The sequence below is a fragment of the Maridesulfovibrio ferrireducens genome, assembly GCF_900101105.1.
Taxonomy (GTDB): domain Bacteria; phylum Desulfobacterota; class Desulfovibrionia; order Desulfovibrionales; family Desulfovibrionaceae; genus Maridesulfovibrio; species Maridesulfovibrio ferrireducens.
The window spans coordinates 29047-48918 of record NZ_FNGA01000003.1 but is presented as its reverse complement, the minus strand read 5'-3'; the positions used below and the strand labels follow the sequence as shown (position 1 = coordinate 48918).

General features: G+C 42.3%; 17 protein-coding genes. 9 read left to right on the top strand and 8 right to left on the bottom strand.

Features of this window, described 5'->3' with window-relative positions; all coding sequences use genetic code 11:
- Window positions 1–41 precede the first annotated feature (41 nt).
- The 3 genes from pheT (at window position 42) to BLT41_RS09375 (ending at window position 4081) form a co-directional block, all read left to right on the top strand.
- The gene (pheT, locus tag BLT41_RS09385; protein ID WP_092160518.1) at window positions 42–2441 is read left to right on the top strand and encodes a phenylalanine--tRNA ligase subunit beta; all 2400 of its coding nucleotides are present in this window, start codon (window positions 42–44) and stop codon (window positions 2439–2441) included.
- A gap of 225 nt (window positions 2442–2666) precedes the next feature.
- Window positions 2667–3284, top strand: coding sequence for a TetR family transcriptional regulator (locus tag BLT41_RS09380; RefSeq protein ID WP_092160516.1), 618 nt, complete (start codon window positions 2667–2669; stop codon window positions 3282–3284).
- A gap of 107 nt (window positions 3285–3391) precedes the next feature.
- Entirely contained in the window at window positions 3392–4081 is a 690-nt protein-coding gene (locus tag BLT41_RS09375; protein ID WP_139167350.1) for a hypothetical protein, read from the top strand.
- 122 nt (window positions 4082–4203) lie between these two features.
- Here BLT41_RS09375 and BLT41_RS09370 read toward each other — a convergent pair whose 3' ends face one another.
- Window positions 4204–5403, bottom strand: coding sequence for an aminopeptidase (locus BLT41_RS09370; protein WP_092160513.1), 1200 nt, complete (start codon window positions 5401–5403; stop codon window positions 4204–4206).
- Window positions 5404–5769: 366 nt separating this feature from the next.
- Here BLT41_RS09370 and BLT41_RS09365 point away from each other — a divergent pair, with 366 nt between their 5' ends.
- The 6 genes from BLT41_RS09365 (at window position 5770) to pgm (ending at window position 10524) form a co-directional block, all read left to right on the top strand.
- On the top strand, window positions 5770–5958 hold the full coding sequence (locus BLT41_RS09365) for a ferredoxin (protein WP_092160512.1): 189 nt from the start codon (window positions 5770–5772) through the stop codon (window positions 5956–5958).
- A 317-nt stretch (window positions 5959–6275) separates the two neighbouring features.
- Window positions 6276–7052 carry a YkgJ family cysteine cluster protein gene (locus tag BLT41_RS09360; RefSeq protein WP_092160511.1) on the top strand — a complete coding sequence of 259 codons (777 nt, stop codon included), beginning with the start codon at window positions 6276–6278 and terminating at the stop codon, window positions 7050–7052.
- A gap of 29 nt (window positions 7053–7081) precedes the next feature.
- The gene (locus tag BLT41_RS09355) at window positions 7082–7429 is read left to right on the top strand and encodes a hypothetical protein (protein WP_092160509.1); all 348 of its coding nucleotides are present in this window, start codon (window positions 7082–7084) and stop codon (window positions 7427–7429) included.
- Window positions 7430–7473: 44 nt separating this feature from the next.
- A complete protein-coding gene (locus BLT41_RS09350; protein WP_092160508.1) occupies window positions 7474–8094 on the top strand; it encodes a tetratricopeptide repeat protein in 621 nt (206 codons plus the stop codon).
- A gap of 190 nt (window positions 8095–8284) precedes the next feature.
- The gene (locus BLT41_RS09345) at window positions 8285–8785 is read left to right on the top strand and encodes a DUF3795 domain-containing protein (protein WP_092160506.1); all 501 of its coding nucleotides are present in this window, start codon (window positions 8285–8287) and stop codon (window positions 8783–8785) included.
- 89 nt (window positions 8786–8874) lie between these two features.
- The gene (pgm, locus tag BLT41_RS09340) at window positions 8875–10524 is read left to right on the top strand and encodes a phosphoglucomutase (alpha-D-glucose-1,6-bisphosphate-dependent) (protein WP_092160505.1); all 1650 of its coding nucleotides are present in this window, start codon (window positions 8875–8877) and stop codon (window positions 10522–10524) included.
- An 86-nt stretch (window positions 10525–10610) separates the two neighbouring features.
- On the opposite strand, the gene BLT41_RS09335 is transcribed toward pgm, so the two are convergent.
- The 7 genes from BLT41_RS09335 to BLT41_RS09305 all read right to left on the bottom strand — a co-directional run bounded on the left by BLT41_RS09335 (window position 10611) and on the right by BLT41_RS09305 (window position 19870).
- On the bottom strand, window positions 10611–13085 hold the full coding sequence (locus BLT41_RS09335) for a response regulator (protein ID WP_092160504.1): 2475 nt from the start codon (window positions 13083–13085) through the stop codon (window positions 10611–10613).
- Window positions 13082–14149, bottom strand: coding sequence for a chemotaxis-specific protein-glutamate methyltransferase CheB (gene cheB, locus BLT41_RS09330; protein WP_092160503.1), 1068 nt, complete (start codon window positions 14147–14149; stop codon window positions 13082–13084). Before cheB ends, BLT41_RS09335 begins: the two co-directional genes overlap by 4 nt.
- A 128-nt stretch (window positions 14150–14277) precedes the next feature.
- Window positions 14278–16539, bottom strand: coding sequence for a hybrid sensor histidine kinase/response regulator (locus tag BLT41_RS09325; RefSeq protein WP_092160502.1), 2262 nt, complete (start codon window positions 16537–16539; stop codon window positions 14278–14280).
- 76 nt (window positions 16540–16615) lie between these two features.
- Entirely contained in the window at window positions 16616–17188 is a 573-nt protein-coding gene (locus BLT41_RS09320) for a chemotaxis protein CheW (RefSeq protein WP_092160501.1), read from the bottom strand.
- 14 nt (window positions 17189–17202) lie between these two features.
- The gene (locus BLT41_RS09315) at window positions 17203–18759 is read right to left on the bottom strand and encodes a CheR family methyltransferase (RefSeq protein ID WP_092160500.1); all 1557 of its coding nucleotides are present in this window, start codon (window positions 18757–18759) and stop codon (window positions 17203–17205) included.
- Complete coding sequence (locus tag BLT41_RS09310; RefSeq protein ID WP_092160499.1) at window positions 18752–19237, bottom strand: chemotaxis protein CheW; 486 nt, start codon at window positions 19235–19237, stop codon at window positions 18752–18754. Before BLT41_RS09310 ends, BLT41_RS09315 begins: the two co-directional genes overlap by 8 nt.
- 30 nt (window positions 19238–19267) lie before the next feature.
- Window positions 19268–19870 carry a lytic transglycosylase domain-containing protein gene (locus tag BLT41_RS09305; RefSeq protein WP_092160498.1) on the bottom strand — a complete coding sequence of 201 codons (603 nt, stop codon included), beginning with the start codon at window positions 19868–19870 and terminating at the stop codon, window positions 19268–19270.
- Window positions 19871–19872: the final 2 nt, after the last annotated feature.

The following is a 19872-nucleotide window of genomic DNA, read 5'->3' as shown; positions in this document are numbered from 1 at the left end:
GTGCACCTTACGAGGTAAAACCGGACCGCCGGAGGCCCCCAATGCTTTTAAGCATGCAATGGCTACGCGATTTCGTTCCTTACGAAGGCGAAATTCAGGAGCTTGGCGACAGACTGACTATGCTCGGCCTTGAGCTGGAAGAAATTTACAATCCTTTTGAAGCTATCTCTCCCATAGTTGTCGGACACATTGTTGAATGTGGCGCGCACCCTGAAGCTGATAAACTTTCAGTTTGTAAAGTTGATGTCGGAGAAGCTGAACTTCTGGATATCGTCTGCGGCGCATCCAACGTTGCCAAAGGACAAAATGTCCCCGTAGCAAAAGTCGGGACAATTATTCCCGGCGGCCTTAAAATTAAAAAGGCTAAGCTTCGCGGTATTAAGTCTCACGGCATGATCTGTTCCGAAAGAGAGCTCGAACTTTCTGATGCCCATGAAGGCATCATGGTTCTTCCCGAAACATTGAAAGCTGGACAGAATTTTGTTGAGGCGATGAACCTCGAGACAACAATTCTCGACCTTGGAGTCACTCCTAACAGAGCTGACTGTCTTTCTATTTTGGGTATCGCCAGAGAAACAGCTCTCGGCTTCAACCTGCCGCTTACCATGCCCAAGCTCAATCTTATTGAGTCCGGCGGCAACGCAGCAGATATGTTGAAAATTAATATCGACGATCCAGAACTCTGCCCTCTTTATCAGGCCAGAATTCTTGAAGGCGCTGTTATCAAACCCTCCCCTGACTGGATGCGTTTCCGCCTTCTTTCAGTCGGAGTTAGACCCATCAGCAATATCGTTGACGTTACTAACTATATTCTTTTTGAACTTGGACAGCCTCTGCACGCGTTTGACCGCGATCTGCTGAAAGGCAATTCCATCAGAGTCGGACTTGCTTCCGAAGGACTTAAGTTCTCCACTCTTGATGAGCAGGAACGGACTCTTAAAGATGCCGATCTTCTTATCTGGGACTCTGAACGCCCGGTAGCTCTTGCCGGAGTTATGGGCGGCATGAATTCTGAGATCAGCAATGAGTCAAAAAATGTAGTCCTTGAAAGCGCAGTTTTCAGACCCGGATTAATCCGTAAAACAGCCCGCAGACTATCTCTGCCTTCTGAGGCTTCTTACAGATTCGAACGCGGCGTAGATCAGCAGCTTAATACTTTTGCAATGAACAGAGCAGCTCAGCTTATGAGTGAACTCTCCGGTGCAAATGTTATTTCAGGAGTTGCCAAGAACGAACCGACACCTTGGCAGACCCGCACTCATGATTATCGCCATGCCCGCTGTAATTCATGGCTCGGACTTTCACTTGATCCGGAATTCAGCAAGAATGCGTTCACCCTCATGGGACTCGAAGTAAATGACTCCGACGCAGACCGCTGGAAAGTAACCACTCCTTCATTCAGACTTGACCTCGAACGTGAGGCTGACCTTTACGAAGAAGTTGCGCGTTTCTTCGGTATGGATAAAATCCCTTCCGTTCTTCCACGCATTTCCAAAACTTTTGATTCAGCAGTACTAGCCGATACACCTTACGGCTTCTTCCGCAGAGTTAAGCAATGGGGACGCGGTGTAGGCCTGCATGAGGCTATCAACTACAGCTTTGTAGGTGATGAAGATCTGGATCTGCTTGGACTTCCCACCGAAGGACGAGTTCACATAGCAAACCCGCTAAGTGAAGATCAGAATGTACTGCGTACCGAGCTTGCTCCGGGAATGCTGAATACTGTCCGCCATAATCTGGCACAGGGCAATACTCATATCAGAATTTTTGAAATCGCTAAAAACTTTGTGGAAGATACTACGTCCGACACAAACACCCGTGAGCAGACCAGAATAGGCGTCATGCTCACAGGACAGAGAAATGCTGCTGAATGGCCGCATGAACACGGCGACGCCGACTACCTCGATGTTAAAGGGCTTATTGAACATCTTATTTGTGACCTTAAACTGGAAACTCCTGAAGTTTCTCTCGTTGAAGACCACTCATATCTTGAACCTTGCATCAAAATTGAATGCGGCAACGACGAAGTTGGATTCATGGGTATGATCAAACCTGATATCGCTGACAAATATCATGCTAAAAAGGAAATTTGGATGGCAGACCTCAATGCCGAGCTCCTGCGTGAAAAAGTCATGAATCATGATATCCAATTTGCTCTGCTCCCGGTTTTCCCTCCTTCAAGAAGAGACGTAACCGCAATAGCCCCTGTCTCCCTTCATGCTGAGGCAATCCAAAAGGCAATTCTCGGACTGAAACTGCCACTGCTTGAATCAGTCGAACTGGTTACTGTCTTCACCCCGGAAGGACAGGACAAAGAACGCAATATATCCTTCCGCCTGACTTACCGTCACGCCAAAAAAACTCTGAAGGATAAAGAAGTAGATAAGGAACATGCAAAAGTGCTTTCCGCTCTGGAAAAAGCGCTTCCTGTTCGTTTCTAATACGACACCATTAATAGAAACTTAATACCCGTGTGGATTTATCCACGCGGGTATTTTAATTTTCATATAAAAATAAAAAAGCTTTCAAAAAAAAATCAAATTGAACTATTATCAATTTAAGATACTGACAAAATTCAGCAGGATGACAAATCCCTCCGAGTCTGTAATAAAAGATAATTATTATGTCAGTGACTAATTTTTATATACATATAAACGGGATGAATTATGGCGCGTAAGACCAAAGAAGAAGCAGAAAAGACCAGACAAGCCTTGCTCTCGTCTGCTTTTAAAGTATTCAGCACTAAAGGCTATGCTAAAACAACACTGCAAGATATTGCTGAGGATTCCGGAGTCACCCGGGGCGCAGTCTACTGGCATTTTAAAAATAAAACCGACCTGTTCGAAAAACTGCTTGATCATGCTTTTCTTCCCGTTCAAAGCATTATTTTTTCTAAATTTGATGACAAATCCTCCCCAGAAGAAATTCTTGTCACCCTTATGAAAATATGGCTTAACCATGCCACTTCTGACAAAAATTTTCGCACAGCATTTGAAATAATTTTCAATAAAACCGAATGGTCAGATGAACTTATGCCCTTCAAACTCAAGTATAAAAATGAAGAGTTTAAGTTTATCAAACAAGTTGAATTGATTTTTGAACGGGGAATTAATGAAGGCGTTTTCCGTAAGGATTTAAAACCGGCGGTAGCCTCAGCATTTTATTACTCCAGCCTTTTCGGGCTCGCGCAATATTCTCTTTTTTTTGAAGAAGAACTTGATATCAACAAAGAAATTGACATGTTTATAAACATGTTTTTACACTCATGCCTATGCAAAAAATAATTACATTTTTCGCACTTTTCATTCTATTGCTGGCAAGCTCAGCAAGTTGCGAAGAAAAACCATTATTCCCGACAAACGAGTTCAAACTTGGTTATCAGGGAATGTACATGTATTATGATGAACCAGATATAATGCACGAAAAAGGCATTATGAATGGCGGATTCGGATCATGGACCGGCTATTTCACGGAGCACCTGATTATGGTGAACGTGGAAGCTGAAGGGGTTGTAGGTTCGCTTAAATATGACGGACAGCGCAGTGACGGAAGCAAGCTTAAATGCGATACTGATGACTATTTCATCAGTGCCAGAGCTACCGTAGGTAAAGGATTCGACTTCGGAGATATCGGCCTGACTCCTTATACAGGGATTGGCGGAAGATATTGGTACGACAAGATAAAAACCACCGGCGGATACGAAAGAGAAATTAAACAGCTCTACGTGCCTGTTGGTGTAAACATCATAGCAAAAATGGATGATGACTGGTCTGTCGGCGGAACACTCGAAGGAGATCTCTTTCTCGGTGGAGAAGTTAAAAGCAAACTGTCTCAAGCCGGTTCTGGATACTCAGATGCCAAAAATACTCAAGAATTTATGAAAGGCGGTGGAGGAAGGGTTTCCATGTTCATGGAATACGACCTTGATTCTTATTCCGTCGGAGTTGAACCATATTTCCGCTACTGGCAATTTGCCAAATCAAAATCTGACACTGTTCAGTACGGAGGATCAATGGCAGAAGTTGTTGAACCTAAAAATAAATTCTATATGTCAGGACTCAGAGTTTACTTAAAGTTTTAGTTTAAATTCTAAACCTGACTTTTCAAGATCTATTTACAAAATTTGATCTTAATTAAAAAATCCCTTGCAAAGTATAAAACTCTGCAAGGGATTTATTTTTAACAAAACACTGTAATATATTGTTAAAGCTGGAATTCACCTTTAGCATAGATTACAACTTCGCGCCCGTCTTTAAGCTTGGCATATACTGTTTTATCAAGAGTATTTACTAAGTCCCAATGTAGCGCGGAGCTATTGTAACCCAGCTTTTCTTTCAACTCAGCATCAAGTTTAGTCTGATCTCCTGCATAAGTGTCGGCATATGACGCGCCGACAGCGACATGGCTGTTTCCAAACTCTCCGCCATAGTTTTCATCATAGAGAGTGTTAGCCATAAATTTATCAATTCTGGAGAAGCGACGATCCGTCAAAGAAAATTCTCCGAGACGTGAAGCTCCCGGGTCCATAGCAATCTGCTTTTTAACAAAATCCTCGCCCTCTTTCGCAGAAACATTAGTAACAACACCGTTTTCAAAGGTCAGCTTAACCCCTTCAACATAGTTGCCGGATCTGAATGAAGGCTGGTCAGCATAAAAAACACCCGAAGTGCCACGCCAGTCCGGTGATATGAATAATTCAAAGCTGGGGATATTATGACCGGAAACACCTATCCACTGCCTCATTTCTCCATGCAGGACTGTCAGGTCCATTCCTTCGGAAACAATACGGTAAGACTCAATATCCAGCCCGTTAAGCCAGTCTTTAACTTCAGTAGCCTTATTAAAAACGCCCTTCCAACTGGCAGCGGGATCTTCATCATCCAGATAACAAGCTTTTACAATCTGAGCTGTAAAATCTTCGATTGAAAGCCCGGCTGATTCCGCCATAGCTTTGGTCGGATAAGAACAAAGCGTCCAGCCGAGTTCTCCTTCCTGCTCACGGATATCCATAATATCCCGAATAAACTTTCTTGCCACTGCAGACTTTCCGATACGTGACGGGTCAACATCTGCCAGATGAGTTAGAGAAGAAGGTGCAAGAAGCACGATAAGCCCGTTAAGCTTTTTAGTTAATTCTTCATCTCCGGGCGCAATGAAAGTAACCTGATCATCATTTCCCGAACCGTAAAAACTTTTTTCCATAGAAGGAGTAAGACTTAGTCTCGATACAGGATTCAAGCCTTCGTCTATAAGCCTCTTAAACACGACCTCAGCAAGAGGCAAGGCTTCGGCTTCGTAACGGATCATAATAACGTCGCCCTTCTCGTAGGGCTTAGTTCTGGCGGTAGTAAGGCCCCACCATAAGGCTTCAACATATTTTTCAAGTTGCTTTTCAGTCAACATAATATCTCCTGATTACTTTACTCTATTAATTTTCGGGACAGAGGAACTGATCCCTGCGTTTACGTGCATTTTGGCGAACATTTGAGATGGTAATTACATTAAATAAAAAAGCAATAACATTTAATTTTTTATCCAAACGAACTAAAAGAATATCCTCGCTCCACAAGGTTTCTTGCGTTTTTCATCAATGGCTCCTTGACACGGGAGAAGCTTGTGGCTATCCAAATTTCAAAAGCCCTGTATCGGGGTGTAAGTTGAATTACTAAATTCAGCTCGACCATTATGTAAAAGACTGCGCAGCCATTATGGCATATTTTAGTGCAGACTATCAGTGGCTAAAAATTCAATCTTTTGGAGGGTAACACCATGGGCTATACTATCACTATTGATACAGACAAATGTAATGGCGACGGTGAATGTGTTGATGTTTGTCCTACCGAAGTTTACGAACTTCAGGACAACAAAGCCGTTGCAGTAAATGCAGAAGAATGTCTTGGTTGCGAATCCTGCATCGAAGTTTGCGAACAGGGCGCTATCACTATCGAAGAACAATAGACCGTTCTTTGTCTTGACAAGTTTTAAAGGCGGGAATCAGGGTTTACCCGGATTTCCGCCTGCTCTTTAAAAAATTTTGAGATCACAGTACACTCAGTATAAATTACCCGATGGAACTTAAATTTCTTTTTTGCTTCCTTTTGATCTCACCGCGCAGATGGACTCTCTCTACAGATTTTAAATCTCTGCCAATTACCATTAAAATGCACTTTTTTCAGCCAGAAGATTGACTGCTGAAATTAAAGACTTAGTTAATATGAGTTTAAGCGGAATCAATTCGCAACTCTTTGATTAATATATTCTACGGAGGTTTAGCTTTGGACTTCACCAATATTTTCGAAAAATATGAAGCCCTTGTTGCAGAAGTGGACAAGGCTTTCAAAACAGTATCCGAACAGACAGATGACGGCATCAAATGCGGAAAAGGTTGCAGCGACTGCTGTCACGCTCTTTTTGACCTAACTTTGGTTGAAGCTATTTACCTGAATCGCAAATTTAATGAAACTTTCCGCGGAATGAAACGGTCAACTGTGATGCAGCGTTCTGACGTTGCCGACAGAAGCATTCATAAAATTAAAAGAAGAGCCTTCAAAGCCAGTCAGACAGGCACATCTGCACAGGAAATCATTAAAGAAATTTCACTTGCCCGCGTCAGATGCCCGCTTCTGGGTGACGACGACCTTTGTGAACTATATGATTTCAGACCTCTCACCTGCCGCATATACGGTGTTCCCATGAACATTGGTGGTGAGGCTCACTCGTGCACCAAGTCCGGTTTTTCATCCGGCAAGTCCTATCCGACAATCAACATGGATATTCTTCAGACTAAACTCGTTGCACTTAGTACCGAACTGACTGAAAGTATCAATTCCAAACTCAAATCTCTGCCTGAAATGATTGTTCCTGTATCAATGGCTCTTGTCACAGACTACACTCCTGAATATTTAGGAGAAAACACAGGCAATGCCAAAGAAGAAGTTGAAATTCCGGTAGCAGCTCCTTCCGAAGCATGCAGCACCTGCTCTGAAGACAAAAGTGCCTGTGCCAACTGTAATTATACAGTTTCACTCGGTGACGCTCCAGAAGCTGAATAAATCAGTCAAGATTCCGAGGAGGCTATATAGTGAGCAAGATAACGTTTGAAGAAATAGAAGAACAGAAGAAGATGATGTACGCCAAGCTTTCGCCGCGCAGGCGCAAGTTTGTCGATAAAATTGGATACGATGAATGGGACCCCTTCCAGCTCCCGATGGATCCCATTGACTTGCGTAAAGACATTACCGGCAGAACTTCTCAGCAGCTTTGCGAAGAGTTCCTGCAAAATGTTCAAGCAAATAGAAACTCCGAATATGCTCAGGCTGCCTCGGAGTTCGGCGTGACTCTAGTAATGAACTTTGAACGAGTCAGACCTATTTTTGACTTTTGTGTTTGGTATAACGAGCATCTTGAAAGAGAAGGAAAAAAGGCCTGATCTTATCAACTTCAAACCTTTTTCGAAACTAAGAGGATACTCCTGTGCAGAAATTTGATAATATTGATGATTACATTACTGATCTTGAAGATAAAAAAGCAAAAAGCCCGAATTGCAGTAACACACGCTACAACCTCGGAGTTGCATATCTTTCCAAAAGAGACTTCATGGAAGCTGAGCGTGAATTTTTAGCTGCTATTGATGAGTCCCCAAAGATGGCTGAAGCATATGTTCAGCTTGGCGGAATTGCTTTCCAGCGCGACGACCTCAAAGGCTGTCTCAGCTACAACATCGCGGCTACACAGCAGCGTCCTTTCTTTGCTGTTCCCTGGGGAAACATTGGATTCGTATACATGCAGCAGGGTGACGTAGAAAAAGCCATCCAAGCTCTAAAACGCGCAATCAAGTACGATCACAATTTCGTTCAGGCTCTTTCTACACTTGGAAGTGCTTACTACCATCAGGGTGAAGTCGAAGACTGTATTGAAGTTTGCGAAAAAGCTGTAAAACTCGCAGACACTTTCGGTCCCGCATGGAACAATTTGGCTCTATGTTACTCCGACAAGGGAGACTACGCTAGAGCTGTTGAATGCATAGACAAAGCGATTGCAACCGGATTCGAAGTTCCTGCTGACTTCCTCAAGGAAATTGAAGCACACCGCTAATCCGTTCATATAAAAATATTCATTAAAAAACCTTCCGCCCTTAATTGGACGGAAGGTTTTTTTATTTGCAGATCATTTTTTTTAGAAGTAAAGTCGATCTCGAAAAGCACAATTATCTGTGCTATTATTCTCAACAAGAAAAGTAACACCACCACTTTTTCTCACTGCAACCACATAAAAAATATATCAAATGCCATCTAAAAAAACAGACAAACCTGAAATAAATAAAAAATCTATAGTGGAGATTGCTCCGCGTCACTTAGTCGCTCCCTGCGGGCTTGATTGTTCCCGCTGCGTCGGCTGTGCTGAAGGCAGTGTGGCAGAACATGCGCTTGCAATAGCAGAAACAATGGGAAATAATTTTCAGACCTATGCTGACCGCTTGAAAACATTCAATCCTGCTATGAATGAATATTCATCTTTCCGTACTCTGTTAGACTCTCTTGCAAGCCCGACCTGCGGAGGATGCCGTTCCGAAAACAGAACTTGTCTCCCTTCTTGTAATATTTCCAATTGTGTAAGTGAACAAAACATCGAATTCTGTTTCGAGTGCATCGATTATCCTGACTGCGAAAAAACCGGACTGCCCGAGTCTCTTTTAGAACGCTGGAAAACAAACAATAACTTAATGAAAAATATAGGGATCGAAAATTTTATCAAAGGGTTGGCAGAAAGACCCCGCTATCCATAAAACAAAGATCTTGAAAAAAATTTCTTAACGGTTGTATTTTTATATTTCTTTGATATTCTTCAGTTACAGACACAAACTTGGAGGACAAAATGTCACTCAGTCATCTTGCAGGAAAGCCCGCTCCACCTGAAATACTTGAAAATATTCCTAAACTGGTATCGGCCTATTACACTATAAAACCGGACCCGTCCGTGCATTCGCAGTTGGTGGCTTTCGGAACATCAGGTCACAGGGGATCATCCTTTGACGGTTCCTTTAATCAAGAACATATCTGGGCCATAGCGCAAGCCATATGCGAATACAGAACTTCAATGGGCTACACCGGCCCCTTGTTCATAGGAAAAGATCCGCACGCTCTTTCCGAGCCGGCACAAAGTTCCGCACTAGAAGTTTTTGCTGCCAACGGTATTACCGTCTTTGTAAATGACAAAGGCTACACCCCTACCCCGGCAATTTCACACGCTATTCTTTCTTACAACAAAGGAAGAAAAGACGGATTTGCAGATGGAGTAGTAATCACACCGTCTCATAACCCACCCCGCGATGGTGGATTTAAATATAATCCGCCCAACGGCGGCCCGGCCGGCACAACTTCCACCAGCACTATTCAGAACAGGGCTAACGAAATTCTAAAAAACGGTCTTAAGGATATTAAACGCATTCCTTTGAATCGTGCATTTTCCGCTGACACAACCCATGAATTTGATTTTGCGACTCCATATATAAACGACCTCGGTAATATCGTGGATATGGAAGCTATTGCAGCAGCAGGACTTAGCATAGGTGTTGACCCGCTCGGTGGAGCTGCAATTGATTTCTGGGAACCCATTGCTGAAAAATACGGCCTAAATATCAGCGTAGTAAATAAGAAAATAGATCCGGCCTACTCTTTTATGCACGTAGATAAAGACGGCAAAATTCGTATGGACTGCTCTTCCCCCTACGCAATGGCAGGGCTGATTGAACTCAAGGATAAATACGACATTTCCTTTGCCAACGATCCGGATACAGACAGACATGGCATTGTTACCAAAAGCCGCGGCCTGATGAATCCGAATCATTATCTCGCTGTCGCAATCGAGTACCTATATACAAACAGACCTCTATGGAAAAAAGATCTGGTTGTCGGAAAAACTCTTGTTTCAAGCTCAATGATAGATCGTGTTGCAAAATCCATTGATCGCAAACTCATGGAAGTTCCGGTAGGATTCAAATGGTTCGTGGAACCACTTCTTGCTGGAACCTGCGGATTTGGAGGAGAGGAAAGTGCAGGTGCATCCTTCCTTAGAAAAGACGGAACAGTCTGGACCACTGATAAAGACGGTATCATTATGAATCTTCTCGCAGCTGAAATCACTGCGAAAACAAATAAAGATCCCGGCGAACACTATACCGACCTTGAAAAACAGTTCGGACACCCGGTTTATAAACGGGTTGATGCCCCCGCGACCATGGAGCAGAAAAAAGCTTTCAGCATACTGACGCCTGATATGGTTAAGGCAAAGACCCTTGCCGGAGAAACTATCGAAGCACGACTAACCGCAGCCCCCGGTAACGGAGAAGCTATCGGCGGACTGAAAGTTGTAACCGAGAACGGCTGGTTTGCAGCCCGCCCCTCAGGTACAGAATCAATATATAAAATTTACGCCGAATCATTCAAAGGACTGGCTCACCTTGTAGCTATTCAGGAAGAAGCCGGAAAAATTGTTAATGAAGCCTTTGAACAGGCTCTTAAATAAAAGTCATCAAAAAAAAATTCAAAAAAAAAAAAATGAGCAACCCATCACATTAGGGTTGCTCATTTTTTTAACTTTTTTAACTATAGTTAATTCCTCAGTTCAGCCCCCACCTTTTCCGACTCAACTGAAAATTTCTCAACAAAACTGTATACAGCCTCTGAATCTTGACAAAGCACCGCTTTTTCCAATTGCATAGAGATTTCACATGCACGGGTTGCACAAATCGCAGCACAACTGCTTTTAAATGTATGAACAATTCTCTTAGCTGTTTCATGATCATTGCTGAGAACAGCATCATTAAATTTTTTGATTTCTTGTGGAACTTCAACTATAAACATATCGCAAAGTTCACGATAAAGAGCCTCATCACCATTATACATTTCAATAGCTTTTTCTCTATCAAGAACTAAACTTACACTACTCTCAACACCTACCTGCATTTGAATCGATGAATTATCAACATTTACAACTTTTAAAATAGCATCTTGTAAATCTGAATACTGAACAGGTTTAGCAATATAATAATTCATTCCAACCAATTCACATTTTTCCTTCACTCCAGCCATCGCATGGGCAGACATTGCAATAATGGGAATTTTTTTATGAGATTCACCAGCCTCGCCGCTACGGATACGCCTGGCAGCTTCAAAACCATCCATTTCCGGCATCTCAAGATCCATCAGGACAAGATCAACGTCTAACACGGCTAGTTTGCTTAGAGCCTCAACTCCGTTCGAAGCAACATAAACACTATGCCCCATTTTCTGCAAAAGACTGCTCGCAACCCTAACGTTGATAGGATTATCCTCAACAACTAAAATTCGACATGCTATTTCTAAACTTCCAGCCAAATTACTGTTTCCATCTATATTCTCTGAAGTAAGCTTCGCAGGGTCGCCATGTTGTAAAATGACATCAAAAGTAAAAATACTACCGTATCCTTCAGAACTTCTTACTCCTATTGAACCACCCATCATTTCTACAAGCTCACGGGATATAGCCAGCCCCAAACCGGAACCGCCGAACTTTCTTGTAGTGGAGTCATCAGCTTGCCTAAAGCTTTGAAAGATAAGAGACTGCTTGTCTTCGGGAATACCTATCCCGGTATCTCTTACTGAAACTTGAAGAACAATACATTCATCATCATCTATGCTCTCCAAAGCTGAAATCTGAACAAACACACCACCCTGCTCAGTAAACTTCACAGAGTTACCTACAAGATTATATAAAATTTGCTTAAGTCTTGCTTCATCCCCGCAAACAACATCAGGAACTTCTTCATCAATATCAATATTAAGAACCAAGCCACGACTCAAAGCTTGAGGTTCCATACTTTTAATAACAGCACGAAGGGATTCACTGAGGCGAAAATCTTTCTTTTCCAACGTGAGCATACGGGCCTCAACCTTTGAAAGATCAAGAATATCATTTATTAACGTAAGCAGCTGATCTGCTGAAAGACGAACAATTTCTAAATTTTCAGTCTGCTCATCCGTTAAATCAGACCGCAAAGTCAAATCAGTCATTCCGATTACCCCGTTTAACGGAGTCCGAATCTCATGACTCATGGAAGCGAGAAAACGAGATTTTAAACCATTAGCTTTTTCAGCCGTATCACGCGCCTTAATAAGTTCGCGCTCCATTTCTTTACGACCGGTAATCTCAATAAAGGAGGCAACAGCTCCGCCGGACCGGCCTCGCATAGGAGTAACCTCCAGCATATGCCAAAAACTTTCCCCTTTTTGTTTACCTTCAATAGAAAACTCAAGCGAATATCGATTTGTCTCGCCGCTTACAACCGAACCAACCCCTTCAAGCAATAAATCAATGTCTTTAATAAGACATCCTGATGACGCAACAGCTTCCCTGAAATCCAGTCCCCCGAGATCCACCTCCGAACGTCCGGGCGCAAACAAATCACGCCACGATTCATTAGCAGCAATCAATTTTACGTCAGTATCAAGAACAGCAATTTTAGCTGACATTGAAGCCAAAACGGAACTTAGCTGTTCCTCTCGGGCAATTAACTTCTGGTTAGCAATGTCAAGTTGACGCGATTGCAACAGCGTGTTTTCGTAAGTGGCAAGAAGTAAATGAAAAACCTGCCCGAAGTCAGCCTTCAGTGAATGTTTTTCACCGTGAAATTCAAAATCAACTTCCTGCATCATCCCTTGATCGGAATCAAATGGACCATGCTTAAAAACAGATTCTATTCTGGAAAGCAAAAAATCTTCATCATAAGGCTTGGTAACAAAATTTGTAGCCCCGCTTTTAAGACCTCTGACAATGTCTCCGGGCTCGGAAAGACTTGTCAGCAATATGACAGGAACAGTTTTATACACAGGATTGCTGCGAATATGCTCACACAGCTCATATCCATCCATCCCCGGCATAACAACGTCACTGATTACCAAATCAATTTTTTTATCGGCAAGAATATTGAGAGCCTTTTCACCATCAGAAGCAAGTGAAACGCTAAAACCTTTCACGCAAAGAAAGTATTCAAGTTTAACAGCCTGAGTAAGACTGTCTTCGACTACAAGAATATGGTAGTTACTCAACGCTCTTCTCCGTAACTTTCAAGAACATAGCGACTGATATCTTCACCTATCTTTTCGAGAGGCAAAACCGACACTGCTGCTCCTAATTTAACAGCTTCACCGGGCATACCGAAAATAATTGAAGTTTCTTTATCCTGCGCAATGGTATATCCCCCCTTACGCCGAATATCCAGTAAACCGTCAGCCCCGTCACGTCCCATTCCGGTAAGCAACACTCCGACAACTCGGTCTCCAAGATTTTCGGCAGCAGAACTGAACAGCTCAGCTATTGTTGGACAAATCCCGTTGACGGCAGGTCCTTCTGAAAGGCTAACTCTTCTTTTAGATGATATCTGAATGTGGTGGTCTTCTGGAGCAAAATAAATCACGCCAGCTTGTAATATTTCATTTTGAGCAACAACTTTTACATTATGCCCAGTATTCTCACGCAGCCAATTAACCATTCCCTCTAAGAATCCGGTAGATATGTGCTGCACAATCAAAACAGGTACATTAAAATTATTCGGCAGAGACAAAAGGACCTGTTTGACAGCCTGCGGACCTCCGGTTGATGCTCCGATACAGACAATCTTCGCCGCCGTATTTTTTCCCTTATACTCAACAACATCGGGAACCTCAGGCAAACTGAGAGCATCCTTTTTTTTCAATTTAATCCGACGACGAACAACTTTTACTTCAGACATCAGACGAACTGACATAATAATTTCAGCCATCTTCTCGTTAAAAAATGTATCATTTATGGCCGGCTTATTATGAAAAGCAAGCGCTCCGGTATCAAGCATTTTAAAACCGAGTTCCGCATCGGAAGCACTGTAGACGGCACTGATAATAACGATAGGTACAGGATTCTGTTCCATAATAAGACGAGTAACCACAAAACCGTCATAGTCTGGCAGATTAACATCCATTGTAACAACATCAGGCTTCAATTTACGAACCATCCGGAGAGCCGATTCTCCGTCCTCAGCACACCCCACAACCTCAAAATCAGGCTCACGCGAGAAAAATTCAGTAAAAAACTGACGGACAGAAATCGAATCGTCCACAATTAAGATTTTAATCACTGCAACTCCACTTTAAATTTAAGCAAATCAACGTACTAAATAATATATATTGCATTATATGAATGCATTGAAGTCACAATCAAAAGACATAGAAAGGAAATAACATATCAAAAAAGACTCAACGCAAATTAAGCTAAGCGTTGAATAACCTCAAGCAAATTACCCTGATCAAAACTAGACTTGATTATATAAGCATCTGCACCAGCCTCAACCCCTTTTTCGCGGTGCTCCTGTGATCCTAATGACGTTACCAGAACTATCGGCAGATTAGCACTGCTGGACATTTTTCTAACTTCAGATGTGAGAGTAAAACCGTCCATATGCGGCATTTCAACATCAGTAACAAGAAGATCCGGCAACTCAGCCTTGATTTTATTAAGTGCATCAAGACCGTCTACAGCTGTAAGGACTCTATACCCTGCGGCTTCAAGAACATTTTTAAGAAGCGTACGCGAAGTAATGGAATCCTCTGCAACAAGAATTGTTTTGACCTTTTTTTCACCTTTTTGATGTGAAAAGGTTTGCGCCTTAGCGCCGGAACTTACACCAAGAGCAGTGCGAATCATATCCGGAGCATGTAAAATGGGCACAAGTCTTCCCGATCCAAGCACGCTGAACCCAGAAACATTACGCACTCTTTTCAAAAGCGGCCCCATAGCTTTGGCCATAACATCTTGTTCGCCATAAAGCTCATCCATACTTACAGCTACAGTCTTTACTCCTTCCCCCATTATAAAGGCTGGAAATGTATTTTTTTCAACTTTTCCGGAATCAAGTTCCAGCACATCGGAAAGACTAATGATAGGAATTGGCCGGTCGGAATAAATAATTGATTCTCTGCTGCTGACTGATTGAATATCTTCCTGCCGGACCAGCACAACCTTTCTCACCCCGGATTTCGGAACAACAAATTTTTGCCCGCACGATTCAACAACAATCCCTCTGAACGAAGTCAACGCAACGGGGATATTCAAAACAAACCTTACCCCTTGTCCCAAAACACTCGTAACCGCGACACTTCCACCAAGAGACTCGACTGCGTCGCGGACGATGGCCATCCCAAGGCCTCTTCCTGAAATATCTGTAATAATATCACTGGTGGACATACCGGAAAGAAAGATCAACTCCAATACAGATCGACGGTCCAACTCAGAAGCTTCTTCTTTACTGAACAGCCCCTGCTTCAATGCAAGTCCCTTTATTTTTTCTGAGTCAATTCCCCGCCCGTCATCTCCGATTACAATTTTGACGACATCCCGCTCAGTCTGCGTAATATCAATAAACATTTTCCCGGCAGAAGGCTTTCCTTTTGCCAGTCTGTCTTTGGGAGTTTCAATACCATGACCAATCGAATTACGCACCATGTGCATAAGAGGATCATGGAACATATCAAGGACTCTGCGATCAATCCTAACATTATCACCACTGACTTTAAATTCGCATTGCTTACCCGTCTCCGCACTAAGCGTTCTGACTATCCGGGGGAAATCATCCAACAAAGAAGAAAAAGGTAGCAGCATAGAGCTCTTGAATTCACTTAAAAGCGTATCCACTTTAGAGGATAATTCCCAATGGGCTTTGTGGGAGACAGAAGCAAGCTGACCGAGTCTTTTTGAAAACGACTCAACATTTTTCTCCATCTTTAAATAAAAAGAAGCTTCATTTTCATCCGAAGAGCTTTTCTTTTCTGCAATAATCTCTTTAAAAAATTTTGAAAACTCTGAAAATTTACTATTTAAATCATCCGTTTCCTGAGCTCGTAATTTTTGAGAATTTCGAGAAGAAAGCAGATCTTCTGTCTGCAACAACAAACCTGTAAGAAATGAAGAACTAATCCTGACAGTCTCAGTCATGGACATCCGGGCCGGAGTAGCCGTAATTTCAGCTAAGTCACAGCTTGAATCAGGATCACGCTTAGTTACAACTTCAGATTTAGATTCAGAATTGTGAGAATTTACTAAGCAGGAAATAAGAGCGGGAGATTCAGTAAATTCTTTCATTTTTGCAAGAGCGACAACTACAGGAGCAGAAGAAAGGCTAGCTTCGGAGCTATCTTCTTTATGAATAAGATCTTCAAGGATATCGAGCCAACCGATCATTGAACCGGCAACGTCCTTTGACGGAATAAAACCACTTTTCTTAAGAACAGAAAAAAAAGATTCCAACGTCTGGCAGAAACGCTCAACAGCGCCAAGTCCGACAGCTCTTGCAGCCCCTTTCAAGCTATGAACTTCACGATATGAAGATTCGATCAAAAGGGCTAATCCCTTTGGATCTCCTCCTTTTTCCAACTTCATAAAATCAGAAGAAAGAACCTGCAGCCGTTCTCTGCACTCCCCTCTGAAAGCTCCGAGAAGCCTTTCGCGTAAATCTCCGTCGATCTTGGACATTTATCTTATCCGAATAGTTTGTAGATCTTACTGATGATCTGATTAATGAAGCACTCTACTAAAAAGAAACGACATGTTACGTATTACGTATCGACCCGCCGACGACCTCGTTTACGATCAAAGCGGGATCGACCAAAATCTTCGAACCATCCAATACAACAATTCTTTCGTTAATTATCCCTACCGAAAATCTATCAGAAGCCGCATTGCTGACAGAAAGAGGCTTAATATCTTCATCCAAAACAGAAAAAACATCCGTTATTTCATCGATTAAAACACCGAATCCCATCTCAGATGAGGACAAAAAAAGCACCTTATTTCCTGACGCTTCATCCACCCGATTATCCCTGCCGGGGAGTCCTAAAAAAGAGCATAGATCAATTACCGGACATATATGCCCGCGCACGCTTACAACACCCTTAATAAAGTCGGGAGTGCATGGAACAGCTACAATTTCTTCAGGCTCAAGAACTTCCTTTACTATGGAAGTATCAAAAGCATAGGCATCACTCCCCAAGTTGAATTGAACATAATCCCGAAAGCTTCCGCTTCGATTAGTATCCGTTTCTAATTCAGCTAAAGTTATTTTGCGGGCAAGTTTTATTGCTCTTTCGTTGAGCAATTCCAGAGCATTTTTATTTTTTTTCATAATTTTGCCGTTATTCAAACAATATTATTTTTTACCAGCTTTATCATTTCAATAAGCCTTCCTGCTGTGGCTCTATCAGAATGAGGAACAGGCATATCCTTGTCAATCTTTTCAAGCTCTTGCAAAGAAATACGAAAATGACGCGCAGCAGCAGAATTATCCTTTTGAGATAAATAAATATTTCCGAGAACAAAATGAGCCATGATAAAACTGCCATCAAGAAAAACTGCTTTACGAATTTCACATAGAGCTGCATCAAAATCACCCTCAGCCATTCGGATTTGCCCCAAAAGGAAATGAGGATATGAGGCAACCCTGTCTGCCTCAATCGACTTATTGCACCAATGAGCAGCTTCATCCAACAAACCGGAGTCAGCCTTTATCTCAGCAATAGCGAGAAGGACTTCAGCCGCAGTACTACGCGGTAAATTGTTATCAAGCGATCTTTTTAACAGAGACAGGGCCGCGGCGTAGTCTCCTTTTTCTCTAAGAACACAAGCCTCTTCAATCGGGTTTAAATTTTCGAGGGATACAAAATTCTCAGCAGGACCGCTAACAGGATCAGAAGCAGCATATGGTTCAATGCGGTCATGAGCGAGCGGATCAGGTTCAGGATCGCAAAATATATAATTATCGCTGTCAAAATTTAACGCATCATCAAGGTCATCCCCATCTGACAATTCATTAAATTCCTTTTCATAAAAATTATTCAGAACTTCATTGAAATTTTTTGATAAATATTCTTTGTTCTTTCTAAAAACTAAAACAGAACCGATACTTACAGGTTCAAATTTACCATGAGCAGTAACTAATGCAGACTCACTGGGTGTAACGACTAACCATCCGTCGGAATTAAGGCTTTCCCATATCTTATCCAGAACAAGCCTGACTCCGTCTTCTGAAAAATATATCAGCACATTCCGGCACAGAACAACATCCATACCCCATAAATATGTAGGAAGCGCATCGCCGATAAGGTTCAGCCTTGAAAAGCGAACCATGTCTTTAATTGATTGGTCCAACTGAAAAAAATTGGGGGTGTCCGACTTGAAATATACATCTTTAAAATTATTGGATTCGATGCGAAAAGACCATTTGCGATAACTCCCTTCAGCCGCTTTAAGCAGAGCTTCACTATCAATATCTGTCCCGAATATCTCTGAACGCACATTCGATCTACGGCACATCATGGCAACAGTGTATGGTTCTTCCCCTGTGGCACAGGCCATGGACCAGACTCGGACTGCGCCATATCTACCGCTTCCAGTGCCACTTATTTTCAGCAGAATATCCCGCTCTAAAACTCCCAGCGTTCCGGGATCGCGGAAAAAATATGTTTCGCCGATAGTAAGCTGATTAATAAAAAGTTCGAGATCTTTTTCACCGACTTGAGGCGACAGAAGATAATCAAGGCACTCGTCAGCTGATTTAAATTTACCGAGCTCACGTCCGGCTTTTACAACAGCAGCTTTTAAATCATTCCACCTGTCAGGAGAAAATTTTAATCCATAAATATCTCTGACCATTTGTGACAGAAGATCAATTTTTTCATCGGAAATAAAATCAATCATCCGTATCAATCTCTCCCTGCTTTACAAATGCTTCAAGAGCTTCAGACAAAGTCTTTTCCTGTTCTGAATTCAAAATAGAATTGAGATCCTGCACCAATATTATATCTTCCCCCATACCGGCGAAAGATTTCAAATAAAAAACTCCGGGCCAAATCTGGTTTGATTGCTGAGACATGCCGGGAGGTATCTCAATTACATCATTCACTTCGTCTGCAAGAATGGCAATCTTCCTGTTCCCTAATCTGCTGAAAAGTAAGCGGTCGGAAAGAATAACATCCCGCTCTTCATTGCCGATCTTTCTGCGCACTCCGACAACCGGAACAATTGTTCCACCGTCACTTACAACTCCTAAAACAGGATACGGAGCATCTGGTACAGGCGAAAGCGAAACCGCCAGCTCGACCTTATCGACAAGAGAAGAAGACACAGCAAACTTACAGGAGTCAACTTTAAAGACAACATAATCATGTTCATTCATAGACAACTCCTCCGCAATGATAACAACGAATTACTTCTTGTTTGACTGAGATTTATCCAATAATTTTTTATACTTTTCCATAACCCTGACAGCGTATTTTTTTGAACGTACCGGAAGATTATCCGGAGAGCCTGTATGATATGCACCTATTGCCCGCCAGTTATACCCATAGCGATCAAGACAATAACGCAATATCCATGCTCCGAGTCTGACATTTTCTTCAGGATCAAGAGCCTTAGCAGCACTGAGATTAAATTTCCTAAGCCAATAAGAATTAACCTGCATCAAACCGACATCATAACTTTTAATCTTATTTTTTTTCAGTACAGCCAAAGCCTCATCCTTTGAATCAGGATAAATGCTCCGCCCTTCGATATTCAAAGCCCATGGATTGTAGCCGCTTTCATGATCGGCAATAGCACGTAAAATTTCCGGTTGCAGAGCAAATTCCTGCGCTACCTGATTAAAAAGAGGAGCCACCGAAATGCGTTCTCCACTTCCTAATTTTACACGTTGCTGAACATCGTGTCTGAATGTCTGCGAGAATTCTCTTTCTTCATTGATCGGAATAAACATAAGGAACGCAATAGTACCGCATACAATAAGGTATAATGCGATTAAAAATCTTGGCACAG